Source organism: Actinoplanes sp. NBC_00393 (assembly GCF_036053395.1).
Taxonomy (GTDB): Bacteria; Actinomycetota; Actinomycetes; order Mycobacteriales; family Micromonosporaceae; genus Actinoplanes.
Window position 1 is genome coordinate 8,728,142 of sequence record NZ_CP107942.1, and the last position, 23,771, is coordinate 8,751,912.

The window sequence follows — 23,771 nt, forward strand, 5'->3', positions numbered from 1 at the left end:
TCCCGTGGACGGGTGTATGCACAAAGTCGTCTCTCGCATTGACCCGGTCGGGCGAGAGAGGATAGGGAACCCCCGGCGGCGAAGCTCGTTCAGGACGGCACGGCAGGTGCACCACCCAAGGTCTTGAACAGGCTTCAGTTGGACAGCGAGTGAGGACAGCATGACAGCGGCGAAAGAAGCCAGCGTCGGCGTGCCCGACGAGACCGTTCTGCTCGGTGAGCTCGCCGATGCGCTGCGACGAGTGCGCCGCGGCGATCTCAAGGTTCGACTGCCCCGCCGTGGCGGGATGGCCGGGGCCGTGGCGGAGGCGTTCAACGAGGTCGTCTCGCTGCAGGAACGGCAGAACCTCGACCTGCGCCGGATCAGCCGGATCGTCGGTCGCGACGGCCGGCTGACCGAACGCCTCGACGAAGAGGGCCTGGACGGCGCCTGGGCGGACAGCGTCCGCTCGGTCAACTCGCTGATCGACGACCTGGCCCGGCCGACCACGGAGATCTCCCGGGTCATCGTGGCGGTTGCCGAGGGTGACCTCTCCCAGCACATGGCGCTGGAGATGGACGGCCGACCACTACGCGGTGAATTCCTGCGGATCGGCCGGACCGTGAACACGATGGTGGACCAGCTGTCGTCGTTCGCCGACGAGGTGACGCGGGTGGCCCGCGAGGTGGGCACCGAGGGCGAGCTGGGCGGTCAGGCCGACGTCCGCGGCGTCGCCGGCACCTGGAAGGACCTCACCGACTCGGTGAACACGATGGCCTCCAACCTGACCCACCAGGTGCGCTCGATCTCGCAGGTGGCGACCGCGATGGCCCGCGGCGACCTGTCCCAGAAGATCACCGTGTCGGCTCGCGGTGAGGTGGCCGAGCTGGCCGACACGATGAACGGCCTGACCGACACCCTGCGGCTCTTCGCCGAGCAGGTGACCCGGGTCGCCCGCGAGGTGGGCACCGAGGGCAAGCTGGGCGGCCAGGCCGAGGTGCCGAACGTGGCCGGCACCTGGAAGGACCTCACCGACTCGGTGAACTCGATGGCGTCGAACCTGACCAGCCAGGTGCGGAACATCGCTCAGGTCTCCACCGCGGTGGCGAAGGGTGACCTGTCGCAGAAGATCACGGTGGCCGCGCAGGGCGAGATCCTCGAACTCAAGGACACCGTCAACACGATGGTGGATCAGCTGTCGTCGTTTGCCGACGAGGTCACGCGGGTGGCGCGCGAGGTGGGCACCGAGGGCCGGCTGGGCGGTCAGGCCCAGGTCCGGGGCGTTTCCGGTACGTGGCGCGACCTCACCGAGAACGTGAACCAGCTCGCCGCGAACCTGACCGCCCAGGTCCGGAACATCTCGCAGGTCTCCACCGCCGTCGCGAAGGGTGACCTGTCGCAGAAGATCACGGTCGACGCCCGCGGCGAGATCCTGGAGCTGAAGAACACCGTCAACACGATGGTCGACCAGCTTTCGTCGTTCGCCGACGAGGTCACGCGGGTGGCGCGCGAGGTGGGCTCGGAGGGCAAGCTGGGCGGTCAGGCCCAGGTCAAGGGCGTTTCTGGTACGTGGCGCGACCTCACCGACAACGTGAACTACATGGCGTCGAACCTGACCAGCCAGGTGCGGAACATCGCCTCGGTCACCACTGCGGTGGCCAAGGGCGATCTGGGCCAGAAGATCACGGTCGACGCCCGCGGCGAGATCCTCGAGCTCAAGTCGACCGTCAACACGATGGTCGACCAGCTTTCGTCGTTCGCCGACGAGGTGACCCGTGTGGCCCGCGAGGTGGGCACGGAAGGCAAGCTCGGCGGTCAGGCGCAGGTGCGGGGTGTCGCGGGCACGTGGCGTGACCTCACCGACAACGTGAACTCGATGGCGTCCAACCTGACCAGCCAGGTGCGGAACATCGCTCAGGTCTCCACCGCGGTGGCGAAGGGCGACCTGTCGCAGAAGATCACGGTCGATGCCCAGGGCGAGATCCTGGAGCTGAAGAACACCGTCAACACGATGGTCGACCAGCTCTCGTCGTTCGCCGACGAGGTGACCCGAGTGGCACGCGAGGTGGGCTCGGAGGGCAAGCTCGGTGGTCAGGCGCAGGTGCGGGGTGTCGCGGGCACCTGGCGTGACCTCACCGACAACGTGAACTACATGGCGTCGAACCTGACCGCCCAGGTGCGGAACATCGCCTCGGTCACCACCGCGGTGGCCAAGGGCGATCTCGGGCAGAAGATCACGGTCGACGCCCGCGGCGAGATCCTGGAGCTGAAGAACACCGTCAACACGATGGTGGATCAGCTCTCGTCCTTCGCCGACGAGGTCACGCGCGTGGCGCGCGAGGTGGGCTCGGAGGGCAAGCTGGGCGGTCAGGCCCAGGTCAAGGGCGTTTCTGGTACGTGGCGCGACCTCACCGACAACGTGAACCAGCTCGCCTCCACGCTGACCATCCAGCTGCGCGCCATCGCCGAGGTGTCCACCGCCGTGACCCGCGGTGACCTGACCCAGAGCGTCGCCGTCGAGGCGCAGGGCGAGGTGGCGGAGCTCAAGGACAACATCAACCAGATGATCGTCACGCTCCGCGACACCACGAAGACGAACGCGGAGCAGGGCTGGCTCGACTCCAACCTGGCCCGCATCGGTGGCCTGCTGCAGGGTCAGCGGGACGTCGGCGAGGTCTGCCGCATGATCATGACCGAGGTGACGCCACTGGTCGACGCGCAGCTCGGCGCCTTCTTCCTGGTGGACAACGAGGAAGCGGTGATGCGCCTGCGGCTGGCCGCGGCGTACGGCTACGTGGCCCGCGATCACGAGGTGACCTTCGGACCGGGTGAGGGCCTGGTCGGCCAGGCGGCCGTCTCCCGGCGCACCATCCGGGTGCGAGCCACCCACGACGGCATCCTGACGATGCGGTCCGGCCTGCTCACCATGGCGCCGAACGACCTGGTCGTGCTGCCGGTGCTGTTCGAGGGCGAGATGCTCGGCGTGATCGAGTTCGCGTCGGTGGCCGCCTTCTCCGGGCTGCACCTGACGTTCCTGGAGCGGCTGGTCGCCACGATCGGCGTCGCGCTGAACACGATCCAGGCGAACCGGCGTACCGAGGAGCTGCTGGCCCAGTCGCAGCGCCTCGCCCGGGAGATGCAGGACCAGTCGGCCGAGCTGCAGCGCACCAACGCCGAGCTGGAGGACAAGGCCAAGCTGCTGAGCGAGCAGAAGGCCAACATCGAGCTGAAGAACCGGGAGATCGAGCTGGCGCGGCTGGGCCTGGAGGAGAAGGCGCAGCAGCTGTCCCGGGCGAACACGTACAAGTCCGAGTTCCTGGCGAACATGAGCCACGAGCTGCGTACGCCGCTCAACTCCCTGCTCCTGCTGGCCCGCCTGCTCGCCGACAACACCGAGCAGAACCTGAGCAGCAAGCAGATCGAATTCGCTCGTACGATCCACAGCGCCGGCTCCGACCTGCTCTCCCTGATCGACGACATCCTCGACCTGTCGAAGATCGAGGCGGGCCGGATGGACGTCGAGCCCGACGTGGTCGACTTCGACGGCATCCGGAGCTATGTCGAGCAGGCGTTCGTGCCGCAGGCCGACGACAAGGGCCTGGACTTCCGGGTCGACGTGGCGCCCGAGCTGCCCGACTCGATCGTCACCGACCCGCAGCGGCTGCAGCAGATCCTGCGCAACCTGCTGTCGAACGCGGTCAAGTTCACCGACAGCGGCTCGGTGACGTTGAGCATCTTCCCGGCCTCCCCGGACCCGGATCTCGACATGCCGTCGATGGTCACCGGCCGGCAGGTGATCGGCTTCGCGGTCACCGACACCGGCATCGGCATCTCGGACGAGAAGCTGGCGATCATCTTCGAGCCGTTCCAGCAGGCCGACGGCACCACCACCCGCAAGTACGGCGGCACCGGCCTGGGCCTGTCGATCAGCCGCGAGTTCGCCGCGCTGCTCGGCGGCACGATCACCGTGTCATCGGTGCCGGGTGGCGGTTCGACGTTCACCCTCTACATGCCGGAAGCCCTGGTGCCGGACGCGATCCCGATGCCGGCGCTGCCCGCGGTGCCGGCCAAGGCGGTGTCGGTGCGGCCGGCCGCCTCGCTGGACCTGCCGTTGATGGAGATGCCGGCGCTGGTGGCGGCCCGGCAGGAGGAACCCGCGGTGATCCCGGGCGGCCGGCAGTTGGACGGCGCCACCGTGCTGATCATCGACGACGACGTCCGGAACGTGTTCGCCCTGACCAGCGCCCTGGAGATGCACGGGTTGCACGTCCTCTACTCGGACAACGGCGTGGACGGCGTACGGATCCTGGCCGAGCATCCCGAGGTGGACATCGTGCTGATGGACGCGATGATGCCGGATCAGGACGGCTACGAGACCACCCGGGGAATCCGGCGCAACCAGCGTTTCCAGGACCTGCCGGTAGTCTTCCTCACGGCGAAGGCGATGCCGGGCGACCGGGAGTCGGCGCTCGCTGCCGGTGCCAGCGACTACATCACCAAGCCGGTCGACCTGGACGAGCTGATCGAATTGATGGCGCGCTGGGTGAACGCGGAGGACAACGAGCCGGAACGCGGCTGAAGGGCGAGGTGAGTACGCGTGGGTGAGCGCGCCAAGGCGCTGCTGGTCGACGACCGGCGGGACAACCTGCTGGCCCTGGAGGCGATCCTCCAGGGCCTGCCGGTCACACCGGTGGCCGTGGAGAGCGGCGAGGCGGCGCTCAAGCAGCTGCTCACCGACGACTTCGCGGTGATCCTGCTGGACGCGCACATGCCCAACATGGACGGGTTCGAGACGGCCAGCCACATCAAGCGGCGGGAGCGCACCCGGCACGTACCGATCCTGTTCCTGACCGCGGCCGACCGGGATGCCCAGCTGGCCCTCCGGGGGTATGCGGTGGGTGCCGTCGACTATCTGACGAAGCCTTTCGACCCGTGGGTGCTGCGCGCCAAGGTGTCGATCTTCGTCGAGCTCTGGACGAAGAATCAGCAGCTCAAAGCGCAGGCCGAGGCGTCGAAGGAGCGGGACGCGCAGTGGCAGCGGCTCACCGACACGGTGGACGAGGCGGCCCGGGTGCTCCGCGGTGGTGGCGATGCGGCCGCCGCGGAGGCGCTGGACCTGCTGGAGAAGGCCCGCTGGGGGAGCTGACCCCTCAAGTGTGACCTGGGTCACGCTGAACAACCTTGCTGGGCAGCCGCGCCACTACCGGGGCGTGATCGCTTGATCATGCGGTCTTCATCCCCTGGTTAGGAGCAACATGCGGCACGCAATGCCCGAAGCAGCCCCGAGCCGCCGGCGTCGTCGCCTGGTGGCCGGCCTCGGCGCGGCGGGTGCGGCCGGCGCCGTCACCGCGCTGGTCGCCGTCCTCGTTCCGTCGGCCTCGGCCGCCACCCTCTTCGACGACAACTTCGAGGACGGCGCGAACGGCTGGTCCAAGTCCGGCGGCAACTGGGCCGTGGTCTCCGACGGCTCGAAGGTCTACCGGCAGTCCAAGGCGGACAGCGAGCTGGCTCGCGTCTTCGCCGGTGAGACCTCGTGGACGAACTACTCGGTCCAGGCCAAGGTGAAGCCGGTCAGCCTCGGCAGCGGTCTGGCCGGTGTCGCGGCCCGGGCCAGCGGCTCCTCGACGATGTACCGGCTGGCCCTCACCGGCGCCGGCAAGGCCGAGCTGCAGGCGGTCAAGGGCAGCGCGATCACCGCGCTCGGCTCGGCCGCGGTCAGCAACCTGACCTCGTGGCACACCCTGAAGGTCGACGTCTCCGGCAGCACGGTGACCGGCTACGTCGACGGCGTCAAGGTCGCCTCCGGCACCGGCGCGCTGGCCGGCACCGGCCGGATCGGCCTGGTCACCAGCTACGCGTCGGCCTCGTTCGACGACGTCTCGGTGAACCCGCTCGGCGCCGCGCCCACCGCGACCGCGACGGCCACCGCGACGAAGACCGCGACTGCGTCGCCGACGGCCACCAAGACCGCCACCGCGTCGCCCACGGCGACGAAGACCGCGACCGCGTCGCCGACGCCGACCAAGACGGCCACCACCCCGGCGCCGACGCCGACCGCGACCGGGACGACGACTGCGTGGCCGGCTGCGACCGGAACCAAGCCGGTCACCGCGACCATCGCCGTCTCCGGCACGCTCGACGGCGGCAACGTCCGCTACTACGGCAGCGGCGCGCTGGGCGGCGACGGCCAGGACGAGGGCCAGGACCCGCTGTTCAAGCTGGCCGACGGTGCGGTGCTGAAGAACGTCATCCTCGGCGCCCCGGCCGCGGACGGCGTCCACTGCTCCGGCTCCTGCACGCTGATCAACGTGTGGTGGGAGAACGTCGGTGAGGATGCGGCCACCTTCAAGGGCGGCGCCTCGGCGACCTACACCGTCGACGGCGGCGGCGCCAAGGGCGCGGACGACAAGGTCTTCCAGCACAACGGCGGCGGCACGCTGACCATCAAGAACTTCCAGGTCTCCGACTTCGGCAAGCTCTACCGGTCCTGCGGCAACTGCTCCACCCAGCACAAGCGCGCGGTCGTCGTGCAGAACGTGACCGCCACCGCCCCGGCCGGCAGCCTGGTCGGCATCAACCAGAACTACGGCGACACCGCGACCCTGTCGAAGATCACCGTGGTCGGCAAGAAGAGCCTGGACATCTGCGTCAGGTTCACCGGCAACAACAGCGGCAAGGAGCCGACCAAGGTCGGTACCGGCCCGGACGGCACGTACTGCAAGTACACCGCGTCCGACATCACCTTCAAGTGATCCGCCCGTGGCCGCCGGACGGGACCCCGGCGGCCACGGCCCCACACTCAGCGGCGACCGCGTCGCCACGGCACGAATCGACGGTTGGGAGGCGGCGCGATGACGCTCATCGAACCTGAGCTGCGCGCGGCGTTGCGCGCCGAGGCGGCGGCGCACCGGCCCGACCGGGAAGCCATGCTCGACCGGATCACCCAGACCGCCATGCGCAACCATCTGGCCAAGCGGAAGCCGGCACCGCGGATCCGGGTCGCCGGCGCCGCCGTCGCGGTGGCCGCGGTGCTCGGGGGTGGCGGTTTCGCCCAGTGGGCGCTCGCCGGTGACACCGAGCCCCGGCCGCAGCCGGTGCAGCCGACGGTCAGCGTGCCGGTGACCCCGTCACCGAGCGAGCCGGCCCCAACAGCCACACCGACCACTCCACCGTCGGTGAGCTCCACCAGGACCACGGCGAACCCGTCCCCGAGCCGGTCGAGGCCCGCGCCGCCGTCGCCGTCCAGCGCGCCCGCCACGGCGAGCACGCCGCTCAAGGCCGACGGTTCGATCGCTCCGGACAGCGATTCCCAAGGCAGCAGCGTCGTGACGGTACGAACAACCGAGCGGCTCACCGCGCTGGAGGTGACGGTCCGGGTGACGCGTACCCCGGAGCTGGTCTCGCGCGGCGGCAGTCAGCAGGTGCCCGGCGCGAGCGTGACCAGCACGGTCGCCGAGGAGGCGGACGCGCTGGTCTACCGTTTCGTGCTGTCCTCCGGCGACACCATGGAGCCGGGGACCTACACCTTCGCGGCGCGATACACGCATGCCGAGGGCGGGCGGAATGCCGACGCCGACGCCTACGCCGTGGTCGCCACCACCGCATCCGGCGCCACCGTGCCGGTCAGCGGCGAGTTCTCCGGAACCTGAGCTTCATTCCACTGCCGACGCCGCCCACAGGAAACGTGTACCGGCGGTGTGCAAGCATCGCGGTATGCCAGGTCGTTCAGGCGGTGCTGCTGATCATCAGCGCGCTGCGCAGCCCGGTGATGTCCAGCACCCGCATCAGGAACTCGCCGACGTTCGTCAGGGACAGCACGGATTGAGCGTGCTGCGCCTTGCGGCTGAGCACCACGAGCGTGCCCAGGCCCTGCGAGTCGCAGAAGGTGACGCCGGCCATGTCGAGGATGATCCGGGCCGGCGGCTCGGGCAGCAATTCGTTGACGACCGTGGACAGCTCAGACACCGTGAGCACGTCGATTTCCCCGGCGAGTTGGATCACTACCTCGTCCGGGGCGCGCTGAACCGCGATCGACAGTTCGGGTCGCTCCACGCGGCTCAGCCTATCCTCTTCCGGGCGAAACGGCCTGTCAGGCGCGGTCAGGCCGGACGCTTGAAGGTGACGTGAAGAACCCTCCAGGAATACTCGACGTACGCCGCTGACAGAATGGGAACCGCTGTGACCACGACATATCCCACCGCGGAGCTTCCGTACCCGGAGGATGCCCCGGTCTCCCAGGCCCTGTTCGACCGCGCCCAGGCCATCGTGCCGGGCGGGGTCAATTCACCTGTGCGTGCGTTCCGGGCGGTGGGGGGCACGCCGCGGTTCATGGCGTCGGGCTCCGGGCCCTGGTTGACCGACGTCGACGGGCGGCGCTACGTCGACCTGGTCTGTTCCTGGGGGCCGCTGATCCACGGGCACGCGCACCCCGAGATCATCGAGGCCGTGCAGCGCGCGGCCGCGCTGGGCACCAGTTTCGGTACGCCCACCGCCGGCGAGGTCGACCTGGCCGAGGAGATCGTCCGGCGTACGCCGATCGACGAGGTCCGGCTGGTCAACTCCGGTACCGAGGCGACCATGACCGCGATCCGGCTGGCCCGCGGCTTCACCGGCCGGTCGAAGATCGTGAAGTTCGCCGGCTGCTACCACGGCCACGTCGACGCGCTGCTCGCCGCGGCCGGCTCCGGCGTCGCCACCCTCGGCCTGCCCGACTCGCCCGGCGTCACCGGCGCCGCGGCCAGCGAGACGATCGTGCTGCCGTACAACGACGTCGCCGCGGTCGAGGCGGCGTTCGCCGCAGAGGGCAGCGAGATCGCCGCGATCATCACCGAGGCGGCGCCCGGCAACATGGGTGTGGTCACGCCGCGCGACGACTTCAACGGCAAGCTCGCCGAGATCGCCCACCGGCACGGCGCGCTGCTCATCATCGACGAGGTGATGACCGGTTTCCGGGTCTCCGCGGGCGGCTGGGCCGGGCTGCACCCGGTCGACGCCGACCTGTTCACCTTCGGCAAGGTGATGGGCGGTGGCCTGCCCGCTGCGGCGTTCGGCGGCCGCCGGGAGATCATGTCGCGGCTGGCCCCGGCCGGCCCGGTCTACCAGGCCGGCACCCTCTCCGGGAACCCGCTGGCCTGCGCGGCCGGCCTGGCCTCGCTGCGGTTGGCCGACGACGCGGTCTACAAGCGGCTCGACGACCTGGCGAACACGATCGGTTCGCTCTGCTCGGAGGCGCTGAGCGCGGCGGGCGTCACGCACCGGCTGTCGTACGCGGGCAACATGTTCTCGATCTTCTTCACCGATGTGGAGGTCGTCGACTACGACTCGGCGAAGACCCAGAACGCCGCGGCGTTCAAGGCCTTCTTCCACGCGATGCTCTCGCGCGGCGTCTATCTGCCGCCGAGCGCCTTCGAGTCGTGGTTCGTCTCGACCGCCATCGACGACGCAGCATTGGAACAGATCGCCGCGGCGGTGCCGCACGCGGCCCGAGCGGCAGCGGGAGTCTGACCTTGAGCGAGCCGACCAAGACCACGGTGCACGTGTTCCGGCACGGTGAGGTCTACAACCCGGACAAGATTCTGTACGGCCGGTTGCCCGACTTCCACCTCTCGGAGCTGGGTCATCAGATGGCCAAGGCCGCGGCCGAGACTCTGGCGGGCCGGGACATCACCTATGTGGTCGCGAGTCCGCTCGAGCGTGCCCAGGAGACCGCGGCGCCGATCTCGGCCGAGTTCAAGCTGGAGACGGCGTCCGACATCCGGCTGATCGAGAGTGCGAACTACTTCGAGGGCAAGAAGGTCTCGGTCGGCGACGGCGCGTTCAGCAACCCGCGGCACTGGTGGGTGCTGCGCGACCCGATCACCCCGTCCTGGGGCGAGGCTTACCTGGTGATCGCGCAGCGGATGTTCGCCGCGGTGCAGGCCGCCCGGGTCGCCGCCGAGGGCCACGAGGCGGTCTGCGTCTCGCACCAGCTTCCGATCTGGACACTGCGCCGGTACGTGGAGGGCAAGCGGCTCTGGCACGACCCGCGTAAGCGGGAGTGCGGGCTGGCCAGCCTGACCTCGTTCCGTTTCGAGGGGTCCAAGGTGGTCGGTATCGACTACTCGGAGCCCGCCGCGCACCTGGTTGCCATGTCCGCGACCGCCAAGACCGCCAAGGGGGCGTGACCGTGCGCCGCCGCGTGGCCGTCACCGTCGCAGCGCTCGCCGCTGCCGGGCTCCTGGCCGGCTGCGGCGAAGACAGCTGGACGGCGAACTGCGAGAGTGCCGACCAGGTGGTCCAGTGCACGCCGGAGAACCGGCCGCTGGTCGACGGGGTGACCGGGGAGCTGCTCGACGGCGCCGACTACGACCTGGCCGGCGACCGGGGCAAGGTCGTCGTGGTCAACTTCTGGGGCTCGTGGTGCGCGCCGTGCCGGGCCGAGGCCGACGACCTGGAGAGCACGTACCAGGCGACCAAGGACAAGAACGTCACGTTCGTCGGCGTGAACGCGCGCGACGAACGGGACGCGGCGATCAACTTCGAGCGGGGCCGGGTCACCTACCCGAGCATCTTCGACCCGGACGCCAAGCTGGCCGTCAAGTTCGACCCGACCCAGGCGAGCACGCCGAGCACGCTGATCCTGGACCGGCAGGGCCGGATCGCCGTCGCCATCCGCCGAGCCACCACCGCCGGTGAGCTCCAGCCTTTGGTGGAACGGGTGGCCGCGGAGGGGAACCCCTGATGGGCGACGCCTTCCAGAACACCGCGATGAGTGGGCCGCTGCTGCTGGCGATCGGCGCGGCGCTCATCGCCGGTCTGGTCAGCATCCTCTCGCCGTGCGTACTGCCGCTGGTTCCGGGCTACCTGTCGTACGTCACCGGGCTGGCCGGCTCCGACCTCGACACCGCGATGGGCACCGGTCGTCAAGAAGAGGGCGCGGTCGCGACCCGCACCCGGACTGTGGCCCTGAAGAGCCGGGTCCTGCTCGGCAGCAGCCTCTTCGTGCTCGGCTTCGCGGTCGTGTTCACGCTGCTCATGACCATGGTGGCGAACATCGGCGCGACCCTGATCATGCACCGGGACACCCTGAACGTCGTCCTGGGCGCCCTGATCATCGTGCTCGGCCTGGGTTACCTGGGCTGGATCCCCGGCTTCCAGCGGGAGGCCCGGATCAGCAAGCTGCCGGCCGCCGGGCTGCTCGGCGCGCCGGTCTTCGGGGCGATCTTCGCGGTCTCCTGGATCCCCTGCATCGGCCCGACGCTGGCCGCGGTCGGCGCGCTGGCCGCCACGAGCGGGCAGACCGACCGGGCGGTGATCCTCGCGCTCTCCTTCAGCCTGGGGCTGGGTATCCCGTTCATCCTGTTCGGGCTCTTCTTCCGCCGGCTGCTCGGCGTCTTCAAGGCGATCCGCCGGCACAGCCGCTGGGTGACCCGGATCGGCGGGGCACTGATGCTCGTCATCGGCGTGACGCTGATCAGCGGCCAGTGGAACTACTTCCTGGCCTGGCTGATGACCACCCTCAACTTCGGTCAGGAGCTGTACCTATGACCGTGGTCGAGGACCGGCCCGCCACGGCCGACGCGCCACCGCCGCGGCGCGTCAACCCGCTGTGGGCCCTGCTGCGCAATTCGTGGCGGCAACTGACCAGCATGCGTACGGCGCTGATCCTGCTCTTCCTGCTCGCGGTGGCGGCCGTACCCGGCTCGATCTTCCCGCAGCGGACGGTGAACCGGGAGAACGTCGCGGAGTACTTCGCCGCGCACCCGGATCTGGCGCCGACCCTCGACCGGTTCTTCGCCTTCGACGTCTACTCGTCACCGTGGTTCGCGGCGATCTACCTGCTGCTCTTCACCTCACTGGTCGGGTGTGTGCTGCCCCGGCTTCGTGATCACGTTCGCGCGCTGACGACCGTACCCCCGGATGCTCCGAAGCGGATGGACCGCCTGCCGCAGCATCTCGCCGCGACCTCGCGCCCGGAGGCTCCGGAAGCGACTGCCGAAGGCATCGCGAAGTTCCTGCGCGGCCGTCGTTTCCGGACAAGGCTGCGCGAGCTGCCGGACGGCTCCTGGACCATCTCGGCGGAGAAGGGCTTCCTCAAGGAGACCGGCAACCTGCTGTTCCACTTCGCCATGCTGGCGGTGCTGATCGGCGTCGGTTTCGGGCACTGGTACGGCTGGCACGCCAACCGCCTGCTGGTGGCCGGCCCGGACCAGGGCTTCTGCAACACGCTCACCCAGTTCGACGACTCGGCCCTCGGCCCGCAGGTGTCCACGGACGACCTGCCGGACTTCTGCATGAAGCTCGACAAGTTCGACGCGAGCTACCAGGCGAACGGCGTACCGAAGTCGTTCCTGGCGACCGTCGCGGTCAGCGAGGGCGGCGGGACCGATCAGATCCGGTCGTTCACGGTGAACGACCCGCTGCGGCTGGACGGGGCGAACGTCTACCTGCTCGGTCAAGGCTACGCGCCGGTGCTGCGGTTCACCGACCGGTACGGCGTCCAGCAGACCAAGATCGTGCCGTTCCTGCCCACCGACGGGATGCTGACCAGCGAGGGCGTCGCCCAGTTCCCGGACGTCAACATCGATCCGAAGACCAACAAGCGCGACGACAAGCTGCAGATGGGCTTCGAGGGCGTCTACCTGCCCACCGGCGGGACCGACGGCAGTGCCCGCTCGCAGTTCCCGGCCGAGAACAATCCGGTGCTCTACCTGGCCGCCTACCGGGGTGACCTGGGCCTGGACGTCGGCATCCCGGGCTCGGTCTACTCGCTGGACCGGGGCCAGATCGCGAACGGCAAGCTGGCCAAGATCAGCGGCGAGCGGCCGTACGTGTTGCGCCCCGGCGAAACCTGGACCCTGGACGACGGCAGCAAGCTGGAGTTCGTCGGCACCCGGCAGTTCGCCACCCTCTCCATCCGGTACGACCCGACGCAGTTCGTGCTGCTCATCGGCTCGGTGCTCGGCCTGATCGGCCTGATGCTCTCGCTCGCCGTGCACCGCCGCCGGGTCTGGTTCCGGGTCTCGCCGGCCCCCGGCGAGACGGGGAGTAGCGTGATCGAAGCCGGTGGTTTGCCCCGCACCGACTATTCCGGGTTCGCCGACGAGTTCGAGGCGTTGACCCAAGGCGTTATCAAGGAAGGAAAGTCCTGATGGCGGAGCTGTCCGACCAGCTCATGGCGTTCACCGTGCTGGCCTATCTGGTCGCCATGATCAGTCATGCGGGTGAGTACGCGTTCGGCAAGCGCAGCCGGGTCGGCCGGGCCGCCGTCCGGGAGTTGGTCGGCGCCGGGGCGCCCGTCGTGGGAAAGGCGCCCCCGGTCGAGGAGAAGGCGAAGCTGACCCGGGGCGAGTGGTCCGGCCGCATCGCGGTGGCCTTCACCTTCCTCGGCCTGGCGCTGCACCTCGGCTCCGCGGCCACCCGGGGCATCGCCGCCGAGCGGATGCCCTGGGGCAACATGTACGAGTACATCCTCTCCGCGACGCTGGTCGGCGCCGTGGTCTGGGCGGGTGTGCTGATCCGCAAGCCGGCCGTCCGGCACCTCGGCCTGTTCACCTCGCTGACCCTCGTGGTGCTGCTCGGCGCGGCGAACCTGATCGCCTACACCCCGGTCGGCCCGCTGGTCCCGGCGCTGAACTCGTACTGGTTCATCGTCCACGTGTCGACGATCATCGTCTCCTCCGGGATCTTCCTGATCGGCGCGGTGCCGGCCGCCATGTTCCTGATCAAGAACGGGTACGACGAGGGCAAGCGCAGCTTCCCGTACACGCTGGGCAAGCATGTCACCGACGCGACCGGGCTGGAGCGGCTCACCTTCCGGCTGCACGCCTTCGCCTTCCCGCTCTTCACGTTCGGCGCGCTGATCGCCGGACCGCTGTGGGCCGAGGCGTCCTGGGGCCGGTACTGGGGCTGGGACCCCAAGGAGGTCTGGGCGTTCATCTCCTGGATCGTCTACGCCGCCTACCTGCACGCCCGGGCCACGCCCAGCGTGAAGCGGACGACCGCGACCTGGATCGCGCTGCTCGGCTTCGTCACGATGCTGATGAACCTGTTCGGCGTGAACCTGTTCTTCGAGGGCCTGCACTCGTACGCCGACGCGGGCTGACCCGACGGCCTCAGCAGCCGCCCGCTGTCCACGTGTCGTAACGGGTCACCCAGTCCAGACAGAAACCGCCCCGGCGCTGCTGTTGATTGACTTCAGCGCCGGTAAGCGTGCCCACGTCCTCGCGCCAGTACCGGGCCGGTCCACGGTCCGCCGGGCGTAACCGGACGTTGTCCACGGTCACCTTCGGCACGTCGATCCGGGCCGGCCGGCTGCTGTCGACGTGCACCTCGACGTACTGCTCCATCTGCGCGGTCGCGCCGATCGGCAGCTTCTGGGTGGTCAGCAGGTTCCACCGGTTGTTCCACCAGAGCCAGGCCCGCCAGACGCCGTTCGCGTCGGAGTTCAGGTCGAACCAGATCTGGTCGCCGGGGCGCACCGCGTACTGGTTGTGGAACTGCCAGACGTTGGTGTTCGTGTTGAACGTGTAGATGTGCTGGCGGCCGGGGGTGGCCCAGCCGGTCTCCGCCCAGCCCGCCTCCAGCCACCGGATCTGGCCGCCGCCCATGTCCCGTTTCGCCATGAACCGGCCGGCCACGAAGTCGTACGTGTTCGGGCGGATCGAGCCGTCCACGATCGAGAACCGGCCGGAGACGCCGCTCCACTCGCCGCTCGTACCGGCCCCGAGATGGTGGTAGCCGCTGGGGGTGAAGCCGTTCCCGGGGCGGGTCATGCGTACCCCCGACTCCAGGATCCGGCCCGAGGCGCGGCAGGCGCCCGGGGCCTTCGGCCCGGCGGGCCCGGTCGGCGGACGGGTCGACTTCGGGCCGGGCGCGCACTCCGGCAGACGCGTCGCCCGGGCCGAGATCGCCGGCCCGGCGACCGCCAGGCCGGCGACGATTCCGGTCAGGGCACACCACCGGGCCACGTTGCGGAGCTTCACGCCCCGCTCAACGCGAGTAACCGATCACGAGTGACGGGGCTGCCAGGGGCTCCACAGCACTCCGGTGCAAGACTGGTTGCCATGGCGCCCCGTGGATTCCCCTATGCCGATCTGCAGAGCTTCATCACCGCCCTGGAAGCAGCCGGTGAGCTGCGCCGGATCAAGGTGCCGGTGGACCCGACGCTGGAGATCAGCGAGATCGTCACGCGTACCGTGCGGGCCGGTGGCCCGGCGCTGCTCTTCGAGCGGCCGACCCGGGGCGACATGCCGCTGGTGATCAACCTGTTCGGCACCGAGAAGCGGATGGCGATGGCCCTCGGCGTCGAGCGCCTCGACGAGGTCGGCGAGCGGATCGGCTCCATGATCAAACCGGAGCTGCCGGTCGGCTGGTCCGGCATCCGGGAGGGCATCGGCAAGGTGCTTCAGCTCAAGTCGATGCCGCCGAAGAAGATCAAGTCCGCGCCCTGCCAAGAGGTGGTGCTCAAGGGCGACGACGTCGACCTGAACAAGCTGCCCGGTCTGCAGGTCTGGCCCGGTGACGGCGGCATCTTCCACAACTTCGGGCTGACGCACACCAAGCACCCGGAGACCGGCAAGCGCAACCTCGGCCTCTACCGGCTCCAGCAGCATTCGAGGAACACCCTCGGCATGCACTGGCAGATCCACAAGGATTCCACCGCGCATCACGCGGTGGCCGAGCGGCTCGGCCAGCGCCTTCCGGTCGCGGTCGCCTTCGGTTGCGACCCCGTGGTTTCGTACGCGTCGAGCGCGCCCCTGCCGTCCGACATCGACGAATACCTGTTCGCCGGCTATCTCAAGGGCGAGCGGATCGAGATGGTCGACTGCCTGACCGTGCCGCTGCAGGTGCCGGCCGAGGCGCAGATCGTGCTGGAGGGCTACCTGGAGCCGGGCGAGCGGCTACCGGAGGGCCCGTTCGGCGACCACACCGGCTACTACACGCCGGTCGAGCCGTTCCCGGTGCTGCACGTCGAGACCATGACGATGCGCAAGAAGCCGATCTACCACTCGATCATCACGTCGAAGCCGCCGCAGGAGGACCACGGCCTCGGCAAGGCCACCGAGCGGATCTTCCTGCCGCTGGCGAAGCTGCTGATCCCGGACATCGTCGACTACGACATGCCGGCCGCCGGCGTCTTCCACAACTGCCTCATCGTGTCGATCCGCAAGCGCTACCCGAAGCACGCGCAGAAGGTGATGAGCGCGCTCTGGGGCGCCCACCTGATGTCGCTGGCCAAGCTGATCGTGGTGGTCGACGAGGACTGCGACGTGCACGACTACCAGGAGGTCGCGTTCCGGGCGTTCGGCAACGTCGACTACGCCCACGACCTGGTGCTCACCCAGGGGCCGGTGGACCACCTGGACCACGCTTCCTACCAGCAGTTCTGGGGTGGCAAGGCGGGCGTCGACGCCACCCGTAAGCTGCCCACCGAGGGCTACACCCGGGGCTGGCCGGAGGAGATGACCATGTCTTCCGAGGTCGTCTCCCTCGTCGACAAGCGGTGGAAGGAATACGGCATATGACGGCGGTCGAGGAACAGCCCGGGAAGGTCAAGTCCTTCCTGCGGCTGGTCATGATCGAGCACTCGGTCTTCGCGCTGCCGTTCGCCTATCTCTCCGCGCTGGTCGCGATCGACCGGGACGGGACCGGGCGGCACTGGGGCGACCTGGTGCTGATCACGATCGCCATGGTGTCGGGGCGGACCTTCGCGATGGCCGCCAACCGGATCCTGGACCGGAAGATCGATGCGCTGAATCCGCGTACGCAGAATCGGGAGCTGGTCACCGGGGCGGTGAGCGTCCGGACCGCCTGGACCGGCGCCCTGGTCTCGCTGGTCGTCCTGATCGTCGCGGCCGGCCTGCTCAACCCGCTCTGCCTGGTGCTGTCGCCGCTCGCGGTGGTCCCGCTGGTGATCTACCCGTATGCGAAGCGGTTCACGAACTACCCGCACTACGTGCTGGCGCTGGCCCAGGCTGTCGCGCCGGTCGGCGCCTGGCTGGGCATCACCGGTACGTTCGACGGCTCCTTCCCGGCCTGGGTGCTCGGCGCCGCGGTGGGCCTGTGGATCGGCGGCTTCGACATCATCTACGCCTGCCAGGACGTGGAGGTGGACCGCCGGATCGGCGTGCACTCCACCCCGGCCCGCTGGGGTGTGCGGACCGCCCTGCACATCTCCACCGTCACCCACGTCGTGACGTTCGCGCTGTTCGTCTGGTTCGGCCAGCTGGTCGGTCTCGGCTGGCTCTGGTGGATCGGGCTGCTGCTCACCGCGGGTGCGCTGGTCTACCAGCACGTCGTGGTGACCGAGAACGATCTTTCCAAGGTCAACCGGGCGTTCTTCACCGCCAACGGCTTCATCGGGATCGCCCTGTTCCTCTTCGCCCTGCTCGATCTGGTTCTGCTGTAACCGGATCGACCGGACCCTCCGTCTAATCCGCGTGAGCGATAGAGAGGCCGAGTTCCGGGAGTTCGTCGGCGCGCGGATGGAGTCGCTGCGCGGCCTGGCGTACCTGACGTGCGGCGACTGGCAGGTGGCCGAGGACGCCGTCCTCGCAGCGCTGTCCCGGCTGTACGTGAAATGGAACCGGATCGACAACCCGGAGGCGTACGCGCGCAGCGCCGTGATCCGGGCGGCGATCGACGAGACCCGCCGGCCGTGGTGGCGGCGGGAGAAGTCGCACAGCCACGCGATGCCGGACCGCCCCGAGCCGGACGCCACGCACGCGGTCGAGGACCGGCTGCAGATCCGCGCGGCGCTGGCCACCCTGCCACCCCGGCAGCGGGCGGTGCTGGTGCTGCGGTTCCTGGAGGGGCTCAGCGTGCAGCAGACCGCCGCGGCACTGGGCTGCCCGGAGGGGACGGTCAAGGCGTACACGTCACGCGGGCTCGACGCGCTCCGCCGGATTCTCGGCACCGAGTGGGAGGTGCGCCATGAGGCAACTGTCTGACCTGCTGCGGGAGGCGAAGGTGGAGGCGCCGCCGCTGAAGTACGACGTCGACGACGTGGTGGCGGCCGGGCGGTCCCGGCGCCGGCGCCGCAACTCCGGGTGGGCGCTCGCGGCTGTGGTGGCGGTGGCCGCGTCGATCGGGGTGCCGCAGTTGCTGGCCCGGCCGGAGGCGCGACCGGCGATCGTACCGGCCGTGCCGAGCCCGAGCGCCACCTCGAACCTTCTGTCGCTGTCCGAGCTGTCACAGCCGTACGCCGTCGGCAATCTGCGTGTCCAGCGACCCGACACGGTCGGCCTGGACGGCTCGATGGCGGAGATCCGGCGATCCGGGCGGGAGGTCGGCCGGCTCTGGATCCTGCCGCTGGGGATCATCAAGTTCCCCTGGGGCACCGGCACCACCGTGGGCACCGCGACGGTCGACGGCCGCCCGGCGAAGTGGATGCGGACCACCAGCGGCGACGACGGCCCCGAGTACCTGCAGTGGGAGTATGCCGACGGTGCCACCGCGGTGGTGTGGCCGGGCCTGGAGATGAGCCGGGCCGAGGCGCAGACGGTCGCCGAGGGCTTCGTTCCGGCGCCCGCGCAGCCGGCGAGGATCGGGTTCCGGGTCGACGAGCTGCCCGGCGACTACCGGCTGATCACGGCGGGCACGGTGATCGGCCGGGTGGAGCCGATGCGGCTGACCTTCCTCACCAGCCAGGCCGCCGAGGCGCGGCTGCGGGACGCGCAGGTGTTCGGGTCGAACACCGAACGCCCGGGCAAGAGCCTCACCGTGTCGCTGACCCCGGCCGCCGAGTCGAAGTACCCGGACGGCAAGGTCCAGTGCGTCGACCTCGACTGCTACCGGTGGGACAAGGGCGCCGGAGTGCTGTTCCAGGCGCGCGGTGACAACGTGGCCGACCTGCGGCAGGTGCTGCGCTCGGTGACCCCGGCGGCCGACCTGGACGACCGCGGAACCTGGTTCCCGGTCGACGACGCGGTGCCGGTGTCTGCGCGGCTTCCCCGAGGCTGACGGCACACTGGTAGGCATGCGTGAACCTTGGATCGTCGGCGTCTCCGGAGCATCCGGCACCCCGTACGCGAAGGCGGTGCTGACCGCCCTGCTGGACGCCGGCGAGTCCGTCGACCTGGTCGTCTCCCGGGCCGCCCGGCTGACTCTGCTGGACGAGACCGGCGCGACGATCCGCGACGCGCACTGGAAGGACGACGTCGCGGCCTGGCTCGGCCGCGACGCGGGTGTTGGCGACCTGGCCTACTGGCCGGCCGGTGATCTGGCGGCCGGGCCGAGCAGTGGCTCGTACCCGGCGCGCGGCATGGTGGTGGTGCCGGCGAGTACCGCGGCGTGTGCCGGAATCGCGATCGGTCTCTCCAAGGATCTGCTGCAACGCGCGGCCGAGGTCAACCTGAAGGAACGGCGACGCACAGTCATCGTTCCGCGGGAGACTCCGGTCACACGTAGTCACCTGGAGCATTTGATCGCACTGCACGATGCCGGGGCTGTGGTGCTGCCGGCCAGCCCCGGGTTCTACGGGTCCGGGGCGGACGCGACGGCACAACAACTGATCGACTTCGTGGCTGGCAAAGTGGTGGACGCTTTGGGCGTACCCCACTCGCTGTTCCGGAGATGGACCGGTGAATTGGGTGAGGGACGCGGTCAGCGCAACCCGTTGGGCGGGCCGTAGCCCGCACCGGGGTTGCTCGGGCCGTTGTTACGCGGCTTGTTGGCGGCGTCGTCCTCGCGCATTTCCTCGATCACACCGTCGCCCTCGAGGAGGGCTCGAACCTCGGACTCGCGGAATCGGCGGTGTCCACCGGGAGTACGGATGCTGCCGATGCGTCCGGCCGCAGCCCAACGCGTCACCGTCTTGGGGTCGACGCGGAATAACGCGGCCACCTCACCCGGTGTCAGCAGACGATCTCCAGTGTCCACAACCCCCTCCTCCGGTTTGGTATCTGGAGCGGCCGGTGGTCACGGTGAGTGTCGGCGTGCTCGATCTGGACGTAAAGCCATTAGAGCACCGCCCCTGAACCAAGTCCGTGAAATGCGGAAAAAGCCCCGATTGCGACAGTGGTCATTATCCTGCCGCCCATTCACCGCTACCGGGCGTGAAGGCTGGAGCGCCACCCGATTAGGGTTTCAGCCATGGACTCCATCGACCTCCGGCTGATCGACCTGCTACGAGAGAACGCGCGCTCGTCGTACGCCGAACTTGCCCGCAAGGTCGGGCTCTCCGCACCCGCCGTGCATGAGCGAGTGGGTAAGCTCGAGACCGCCGGAACGATCCGCGGCTACCGGGCTGACATCGACCACGAGGCGATCGGGCTCGGCGTCACGGCGCTGATCGGCATCATCGAGGACTCCGGAGCGGACACCGACGACGTGCTCGCCGCCGTCCGCGCCATGCCCGAGGTGGAGAGCTGCTATTTCATGGCCGGCGTGGAGTCTTACCAGCTCATCGTGCGGGTCGGCACCATCGCCGAGCTGGAGCAGCTGATCGTCCGGATCAACCGCACGCCCGGCGTCGCATCGACGCGCACCGCGATCGCCCTCTCCACCAAGTGGGAGCACCGGCCCCAGCCAGGTCTCGGATGACCTTCCTGGAGCGCTCCGACGACGCCGTCCGGGATTGGACCCGCGACGCGATCGGGCTGGTCGAGGCGGACGCCAACCGTTCGGCCGACACCCACCTGCTGCCGTTCCCGTTGCCGCTGTCCTGGGGGATCGATCTCTACCTCAAGGACGAGTCGTCGCACCCCACCGGTTCACTCAAGCATCGTCTGGCACGATCGCTTTTCCTGTACGCCCTCTGCAATGGCTGGATCGGCCCGCAGACGACGATCGTGGAAGCCTCGTCCGGATCGACCGCGGTGAGTGAGGCGTATTTCGCGCGAATGCTCGGGTTGCCGTTCATCGCGGTGATGCCGGCCGCCACCTCGCCGGAGAAGATCTCGCTGATCGAGTTCCAGGGCGGCAAGTGTCACCTGGTGGCCGACCCGACCCAGGTGGTGGCCGAGGCGCGGCGGCTCGCGGCCCAGCTGGACGGGCACTTCATGGACCAGTTCACGCACGCCGAACGGGCCACCGACTGGCGGGGCAACAACAACATCGCGGAGTCGATCTACAGCCAGCTGGCCCTGGAGCGGCACCCCGTACCGGCGTGGGTCGTCGTCGGCGCCGGCACCGGCGGCACCAGCGCGACCATCGGCCGGTACGCCCGCTACCGCCGATTCCCGACCAAGCTCTGCGTTGTCGACCCCGAGGGGTCGGCGTTCTGGCAGGCTTATCTCGCCGGCGACTGGAGTGTCGTGACCGGCCGGGGCTCCCGCATCGAAGGCATCGGGCGACCCCGCGTGGAGCCGTCCTTCCAGCCCGCCGTCGTCGACCGGATGGAGCACGTGCCGGACGCCGCGTCGCTGGCCGCCATGCGGGCCGGCTCGGCGGTGCTCGGCCGCCGGCTCGGTGGTTCGACCGGCACCAACCTGTGGGGCGCGTTCCGGCTGATCGCCGAGATGCTCGCGGCCGGGCGGACCGGATCGGTGGTCACGCTGATCTGTGACGGTGGCGAGCGGTACGCCGACACCTACTACTCCGACGAGTGGGTGGCCGCGCAGCAGCTGGACCTGATCCCGTACGCGACGGTCGTCGACCGCTTCCTCGCGGACGGCACCTGGACGGGATAGCCACACATCGAAGGCACGTGTTTCAATCCACGGTCGTGGAAGATCACTCGCCTTCGGTGCTCGAACTGCCCGCGGCGCCGACGGCCCAGCGTTCGCACAAGCCGGTCCTCGCGGCTGTGCTCGCGCTCCTGATCCTGGCCGGCGGGGCCGCGGCCGCGGTGCTCTGGCCGGAGGCCGACGAGCCGGCCGCAGCCGTGCCGACCCCGAAGCCGTCCCGGGCCCTGACCCCGTTCGAACAGGGCCTCAACGTGCTCGAAGCCCAGGCGGCGGCGTTGAGCAAAGGCGACGAGAAGGCCTGGCTCGCTCCGGTCGACACGAAGCAGCCGAAACTCGTCGCCCGCTATCGCACGACCTTCCGCAACCTCCGCGGCCTCGGCGTCGGCCCGGTCGAGTACCACGGCCGTCCCGGCTCGGTGTCGACGAGCGCCAAAGCCATCGTCAGCGCCACCTTCAGCTACTGCTTCACCGGGGCGACCTGCCCGGAGTGGCGCAACACGTACTCGTCCGGCCCGCCGAAGCTCTACCAGGACGTGACGCTCACCCGGCGCGGCGACCGCTACGTCATCACCGCGCTGGAAACCACCAGGAACCAGGGCGCCCTGTCCGCCCCACCCTGGGAAGGGCCGGCACTCAGCTTCGCGACCGGAAAACGAGTGGTCGTGGCCGGTTCCAGCAGCCAGAAGAAGTACCTCAAGCGGTTCCTCAAGGCCGCCGACAAGGCCGCTGCGGTCGCCGACCGCTACGCCGGCTTGATCGGCAACAAGCAGAACGCCCGCTACCGGATCTACCTGGCCGACGAGAAGAGCTGGAAGAACTGGTACGGCGGCAACGACTCGAGCTGGGCCATCGGGTACGCCATCCCGCTCAACGCGGCCGGCACCGACATCGTCCTGCGCACCCGCAAGGTGCTCCAGGAAGAGGACATCTCGCTGATCATCCAGCACGAACTCGGGCACGTGGCCACCCTCGCCGGGCTCAGCAGCCGGGACACCGACGACGATCAGTGGCTGGTCGAAGGCATCGCCGAGTACATCGGCGCCTACCCGAAGAAGCCGCAGAACACCTACAGCCGTTACGTGCTGGCCGACGCGTTCCGCAAGCGCGGCAGCCCCAAGTCGATCGCGGTGAAATCGCTGACCGACGACGCCGACGACCTGACGGTCTCCACCCTCTACGCGATGGGCCACTACGCGACCGGCTGCATGGCCGCCAAATACGGCGAACCCAAGCTCATGCGCTTCGCCGACCTCGTCCTGCGTCAGGGCCAGAAACCGGCCGCAGCCGCCCCGACCGCGTTCGGCAAGCCCTTCGCGGCCGTCGACAAGGCCTGCCTGAGCTGGATCAAGAGCCGGGTGTGACCCGCTCCGCCAACCCCGGATAGTCCACCACGAACCCGTCGTCGTCACAGGTCAGCTCGGCGGCGAAGGTCTCATCCGCATAGCGCACCCGGTTGTCGCCGAGCGGCGTGTAGATCTGGTCCGCCTGCACCACCTCCAGGCTCGGCACCAGCACCCACGCGACGCTCAGCCGATGCGCGACGCCGGCCTCCGCCTTCAACAGGTCCAGTCGGCGGATCGGCAGGCTGTTGGTCAGCGGCGAACCGCCCAGATCCACGTCGAACGCCCCGTACAACAGGTCCGGATCCTCACTGCCCGGCAGCCCCGCGCGGGCATGTCCGGCCGCGACCAGCGCGGCATCCAGATCACCAGACTCGGTCGCGGTGATCCGCCACCGCCCGGCCGCCAGCTCCAGGCGCACACTCCGGGCCCAGCCGGCGCCCTCGGCCCGCACATCCAGCCGGGTGGTCACCCAGCCCGGATCGGTTTGCAGCTCGTAGTGGCAGGCGTAGGGCACGGGGGCGGCGGCCAGCGCGGTGCCGTGCGCATAGAGGCCCGTGCGGGCCTCCAGGAGGGCATGCTCGGCGCCGGCGACATCGCGGCGCTCCCAGAACAGCGCGGTGGGCAGCGGCATGCCCGTAACCTACCCCTTTTGGACGTACGGGTAATCCGGCTGGACAACAACTACGCGTCTTCTGACTACCGCGCGATCTGGGCTTTACTCCGGGCCGCAGCGCGGCCGCCGGGAAACGGCAGGTGGTATGCGAAACCCCCGGCACGCGATTGCGTGCCGGGGGTTCCGTTCATCTTTTATGAGTGCGTGCCGTTCTGAGATGGCTGCGTG

The 23,771-nt window shown here is 69.4% G+C and carries 22 protein-coding genes; 18 read left to right on the forward strand and 4 right to left on the reverse strand.

What is annotated here, in order from left to right:
• The first annotated feature begins 160 nt into the window (after positions 1-160).
• The 4 genes from OHA21_RS40430 to OHA21_RS40445 all read left to right on the forward strand — a co-directional run bounded on the left by OHA21_RS40430 (position 161) and on the right by OHA21_RS40445 (position 7,628).
• On the forward strand, positions 161-4,558 hold the full coding sequence (locus OHA21_RS40430; RefSeq protein ID WP_328464311.1) for a HAMP domain-containing protein: 4,398 nt from the start codon (positions 161-163) through the stop codon (positions 4,556-4,558).
• A gap of 18 nt (positions 4,559-4,576) precedes the next feature.
• Positions 4,577-5,125 carry a response regulator gene (locus OHA21_RS40435; protein WP_328464313.1) on the forward strand — a complete coding sequence of 183 codons (549 nt, stop codon included), beginning with the start codon at positions 4,577-4,579 and terminating at the stop codon, positions 5,123-5,125.
• Between the two features lie 121 nt (positions 5,126-5,246).
• Positions 5,247-6,731 carry a pectate lyase gene (locus OHA21_RS40440; protein WP_328464315.1) on the forward strand — a complete coding sequence of 495 codons (1,485 nt, stop codon included), beginning with the start codon at positions 5,247-5,249 and terminating at the stop codon, positions 6,729-6,731.
• Positions 6,732-6,830: 99 nt separating this feature from the next.
• Complete coding sequence (locus tag OHA21_RS40445; protein ID WP_328464317.1) at positions 6,831-7,628, forward strand: hypothetical protein; 798 nt, start codon at positions 6,831-6,833, stop codon at positions 7,626-7,628.
• A gap of 76 nt (positions 7,629-7,704) precedes the next feature.
• Here the strand turns inward: OHA21_RS40445 and OHA21_RS40450 are convergent, their stop codons facing one another.
• Positions 7,705-8,031 carry an STAS domain-containing protein gene (locus OHA21_RS40450; RefSeq protein WP_328464319.1) on the reverse strand — a complete coding sequence of 109 codons (327 nt, stop codon included), beginning with the start codon at positions 8,029-8,031 and terminating at the stop codon, positions 7,705-7,707.
• Positions 8,032-8,145: 114 nt separating this feature from the next.
• Here OHA21_RS40450 and hemL point away from each other — a divergent pair, with 114 nt between their 5' ends.
• The 6 genes from hemL to ccsB are packed head-to-tail and all read left to right on the forward strand — an operon-like array spanning position 8,146 to position 14,062.
• Positions 8,146-9,483: a glutamate-1-semialdehyde 2,1-aminomutase gene (gene hemL, locus OHA21_RS40455; RefSeq protein ID WP_328464321.1), complete on the forward strand. Its 1,338-nt coding sequence runs from the start codon at positions 8,146-8,148 to the stop codon at positions 9,481-9,483.
• A gap of 2 nt (positions 9,484-9,485) precedes the next feature.
• Positions 9,486-10,142: a histidine phosphatase family protein gene (locus tag OHA21_RS40460; protein WP_328464323.1), complete on the forward strand. Its 657-nt coding sequence runs from the start codon at positions 9,486-9,488 to the stop codon at positions 10,140-10,142.
• Positions 10,139-10,699 carry a TlpA family protein disulfide reductase gene (locus OHA21_RS40465; RefSeq protein WP_442874982.1) on the forward strand — a complete coding sequence of 187 codons (561 nt, stop codon included), beginning with the start codon at positions 10,139-10,141 and terminating at the stop codon, positions 10,697-10,699. Before OHA21_RS40460 ends, OHA21_RS40465 begins: the two co-directional genes overlap by 4 nt.
• On the forward strand, positions 10,699-11,505 hold the full coding sequence (locus tag OHA21_RS40470) for a cytochrome c biogenesis CcdA family protein (RefSeq protein WP_328464325.1): 807 nt from the start codon (positions 10,699-10,701) through the stop codon (positions 11,503-11,505). The genes OHA21_RS40465 and OHA21_RS40470 overlap by 1 nt, the downstream gene beginning before the upstream one ends.
• A complete protein-coding gene (gene resB / locus OHA21_RS40475; protein ID WP_328464327.1) occupies positions 11,502-13,109 on the forward strand; it encodes a cytochrome c biogenesis protein ResB in 1,608 nt (535 codons plus the stop codon). Before OHA21_RS40470 ends, resB begins: the two co-directional genes overlap by 4 nt.
• Positions 13,109-14,062 carry a c-type cytochrome biogenesis protein CcsB gene (gene ccsB, locus OHA21_RS40480; protein ID WP_328464329.1) on the forward strand — a complete coding sequence of 318 codons (954 nt, stop codon included), beginning with the start codon at positions 13,109-13,111 and terminating at the stop codon, positions 14,060-14,062. The genes resB and ccsB overlap by 1 nt, the downstream gene beginning before the upstream one ends.
• Positions 14,063-14,072: 10 nt before the next feature.
• On the opposite strand, the gene OHA21_RS40485 is transcribed toward ccsB, so the two are convergent.
• Positions 14,073-14,942 carry a hypothetical protein gene (locus OHA21_RS40485; RefSeq protein WP_328464331.1) on the reverse strand — a complete coding sequence of 290 codons (870 nt, stop codon included), beginning with the start codon at positions 14,940-14,942 and terminating at the stop codon, positions 14,073-14,075.
• Positions 14,943-15,023: 81 nt separating this feature from the next.
• Here OHA21_RS40485 and OHA21_RS40490 point away from each other — a divergent pair, with 81 nt between their 5' ends.
• Genes OHA21_RS40490 through OHA21_RS40510 form a run of 5 tightly spaced genes read left to right on the forward strand, consistent with a single transcriptional unit; the run spans position 15,024 to position 19,591 of the window.
• Positions 15,024-16,484 carry a menaquinone biosynthesis decarboxylase gene (locus tag OHA21_RS40490; RefSeq protein WP_328464333.1) on the forward strand — a complete coding sequence of 487 codons (1,461 nt, stop codon included), beginning with the start codon at positions 15,024-15,026 and terminating at the stop codon, positions 16,482-16,484.
• Positions 16,481-17,368, forward strand: a complete 888-nt coding sequence (mqnP, locus tag OHA21_RS40495) for a menaquinone biosynthesis prenyltransferase MqnP (RefSeq protein ID WP_328464335.1) — start codon at positions 16,481-16,483, stop codon at positions 17,366-17,368. Before OHA21_RS40490 ends, mqnP begins: the two co-directional genes overlap by 4 nt.
• 31 nt (positions 17,369-17,399) lie before the next feature.
• Positions 17,400-17,909, forward strand: a complete 510-nt coding sequence (locus OHA21_RS40500) for a SigE family RNA polymerase sigma factor (protein WP_328464337.1) — start codon at positions 17,400-17,402, stop codon at positions 17,907-17,909.
• Entirely contained in the window at positions 17,893-18,921 is a 1,029-nt protein-coding gene (locus tag OHA21_RS40505) for a hypothetical protein (RefSeq protein ID WP_328464339.1), read from the forward strand. The genes OHA21_RS40500 and OHA21_RS40505 overlap by 17 nt, the downstream gene beginning before the upstream one ends.
• Before the next feature lie 16 nt (positions 18,922-18,937).
• A complete protein-coding gene (locus OHA21_RS40510) occupies positions 18,938-19,591 on the forward strand; it encodes a UbiX family flavin prenyltransferase (protein ID WP_328464341.1) in 654 nt (217 codons plus the stop codon).
• On the opposite strand, the gene OHA21_RS40515 is transcribed toward OHA21_RS40510, so the two are convergent.
• A complete protein-coding gene (locus tag OHA21_RS40515) occupies positions 19,564-19,839 on the reverse strand; it encodes a BldC family transcriptional regulator (RefSeq protein ID WP_045740459.1) in 276 nt (91 codons plus the stop codon). The two genes, OHA21_RS40510 and OHA21_RS40515, sit on opposite strands and share 28 nt — an antisense overlap.
• A gap of 213 nt (positions 19,840-20,052) precedes the next feature.
• On the opposite strand from OHA21_RS40515, the gene OHA21_RS40520 reads away from it, so the two are divergent.
• Genes OHA21_RS40520 through OHA21_RS40530 form a run of 3 tightly spaced genes read left to right on the forward strand, consistent with a single transcriptional unit; the run spans position 20,053 to position 22,948 of the window.
• Positions 20,053-20,502 (forward strand): Lrp/AsnC family transcriptional regulator, encoded by a 450-nt coding sequence (locus OHA21_RS40520; RefSeq protein WP_196417080.1) that lies wholly within the window; start codon positions 20,053-20,055, stop codon positions 20,500-20,502.
• The gene (locus tag OHA21_RS40525) at positions 20,499-21,590 is read left to right on the forward strand and encodes a PLP-dependent cysteine synthase family protein (RefSeq protein ID WP_328464350.1); all 1,092 of its coding nucleotides are present in this window, start codon (positions 20,499-20,501) and stop codon (positions 21,588-21,590) included. The genes OHA21_RS40520 and OHA21_RS40525 overlap by 4 nt, the downstream gene beginning before the upstream one ends.
• A 35-nt stretch (positions 21,591-21,625) precedes the next feature.
• Entirely contained in the window at positions 21,626-22,948 is a 1,323-nt protein-coding gene (locus tag OHA21_RS40530) for a hypothetical protein (RefSeq protein WP_328464352.1), read from the forward strand.
• On the opposite strand, the gene OHA21_RS40535 is transcribed toward OHA21_RS40530, so the two are convergent.
• Complete coding sequence (locus OHA21_RS40535; RefSeq protein WP_328464354.1) at positions 22,932-23,561, reverse strand: putative glycolipid-binding domain-containing protein; 630 nt, start codon at positions 23,559-23,561, stop codon at positions 22,932-22,934. The two genes, OHA21_RS40530 and OHA21_RS40535, sit on opposite strands and share 17 nt — an antisense overlap.
• Positions 23,562-23,771 lie beyond the last annotated feature (210 nt).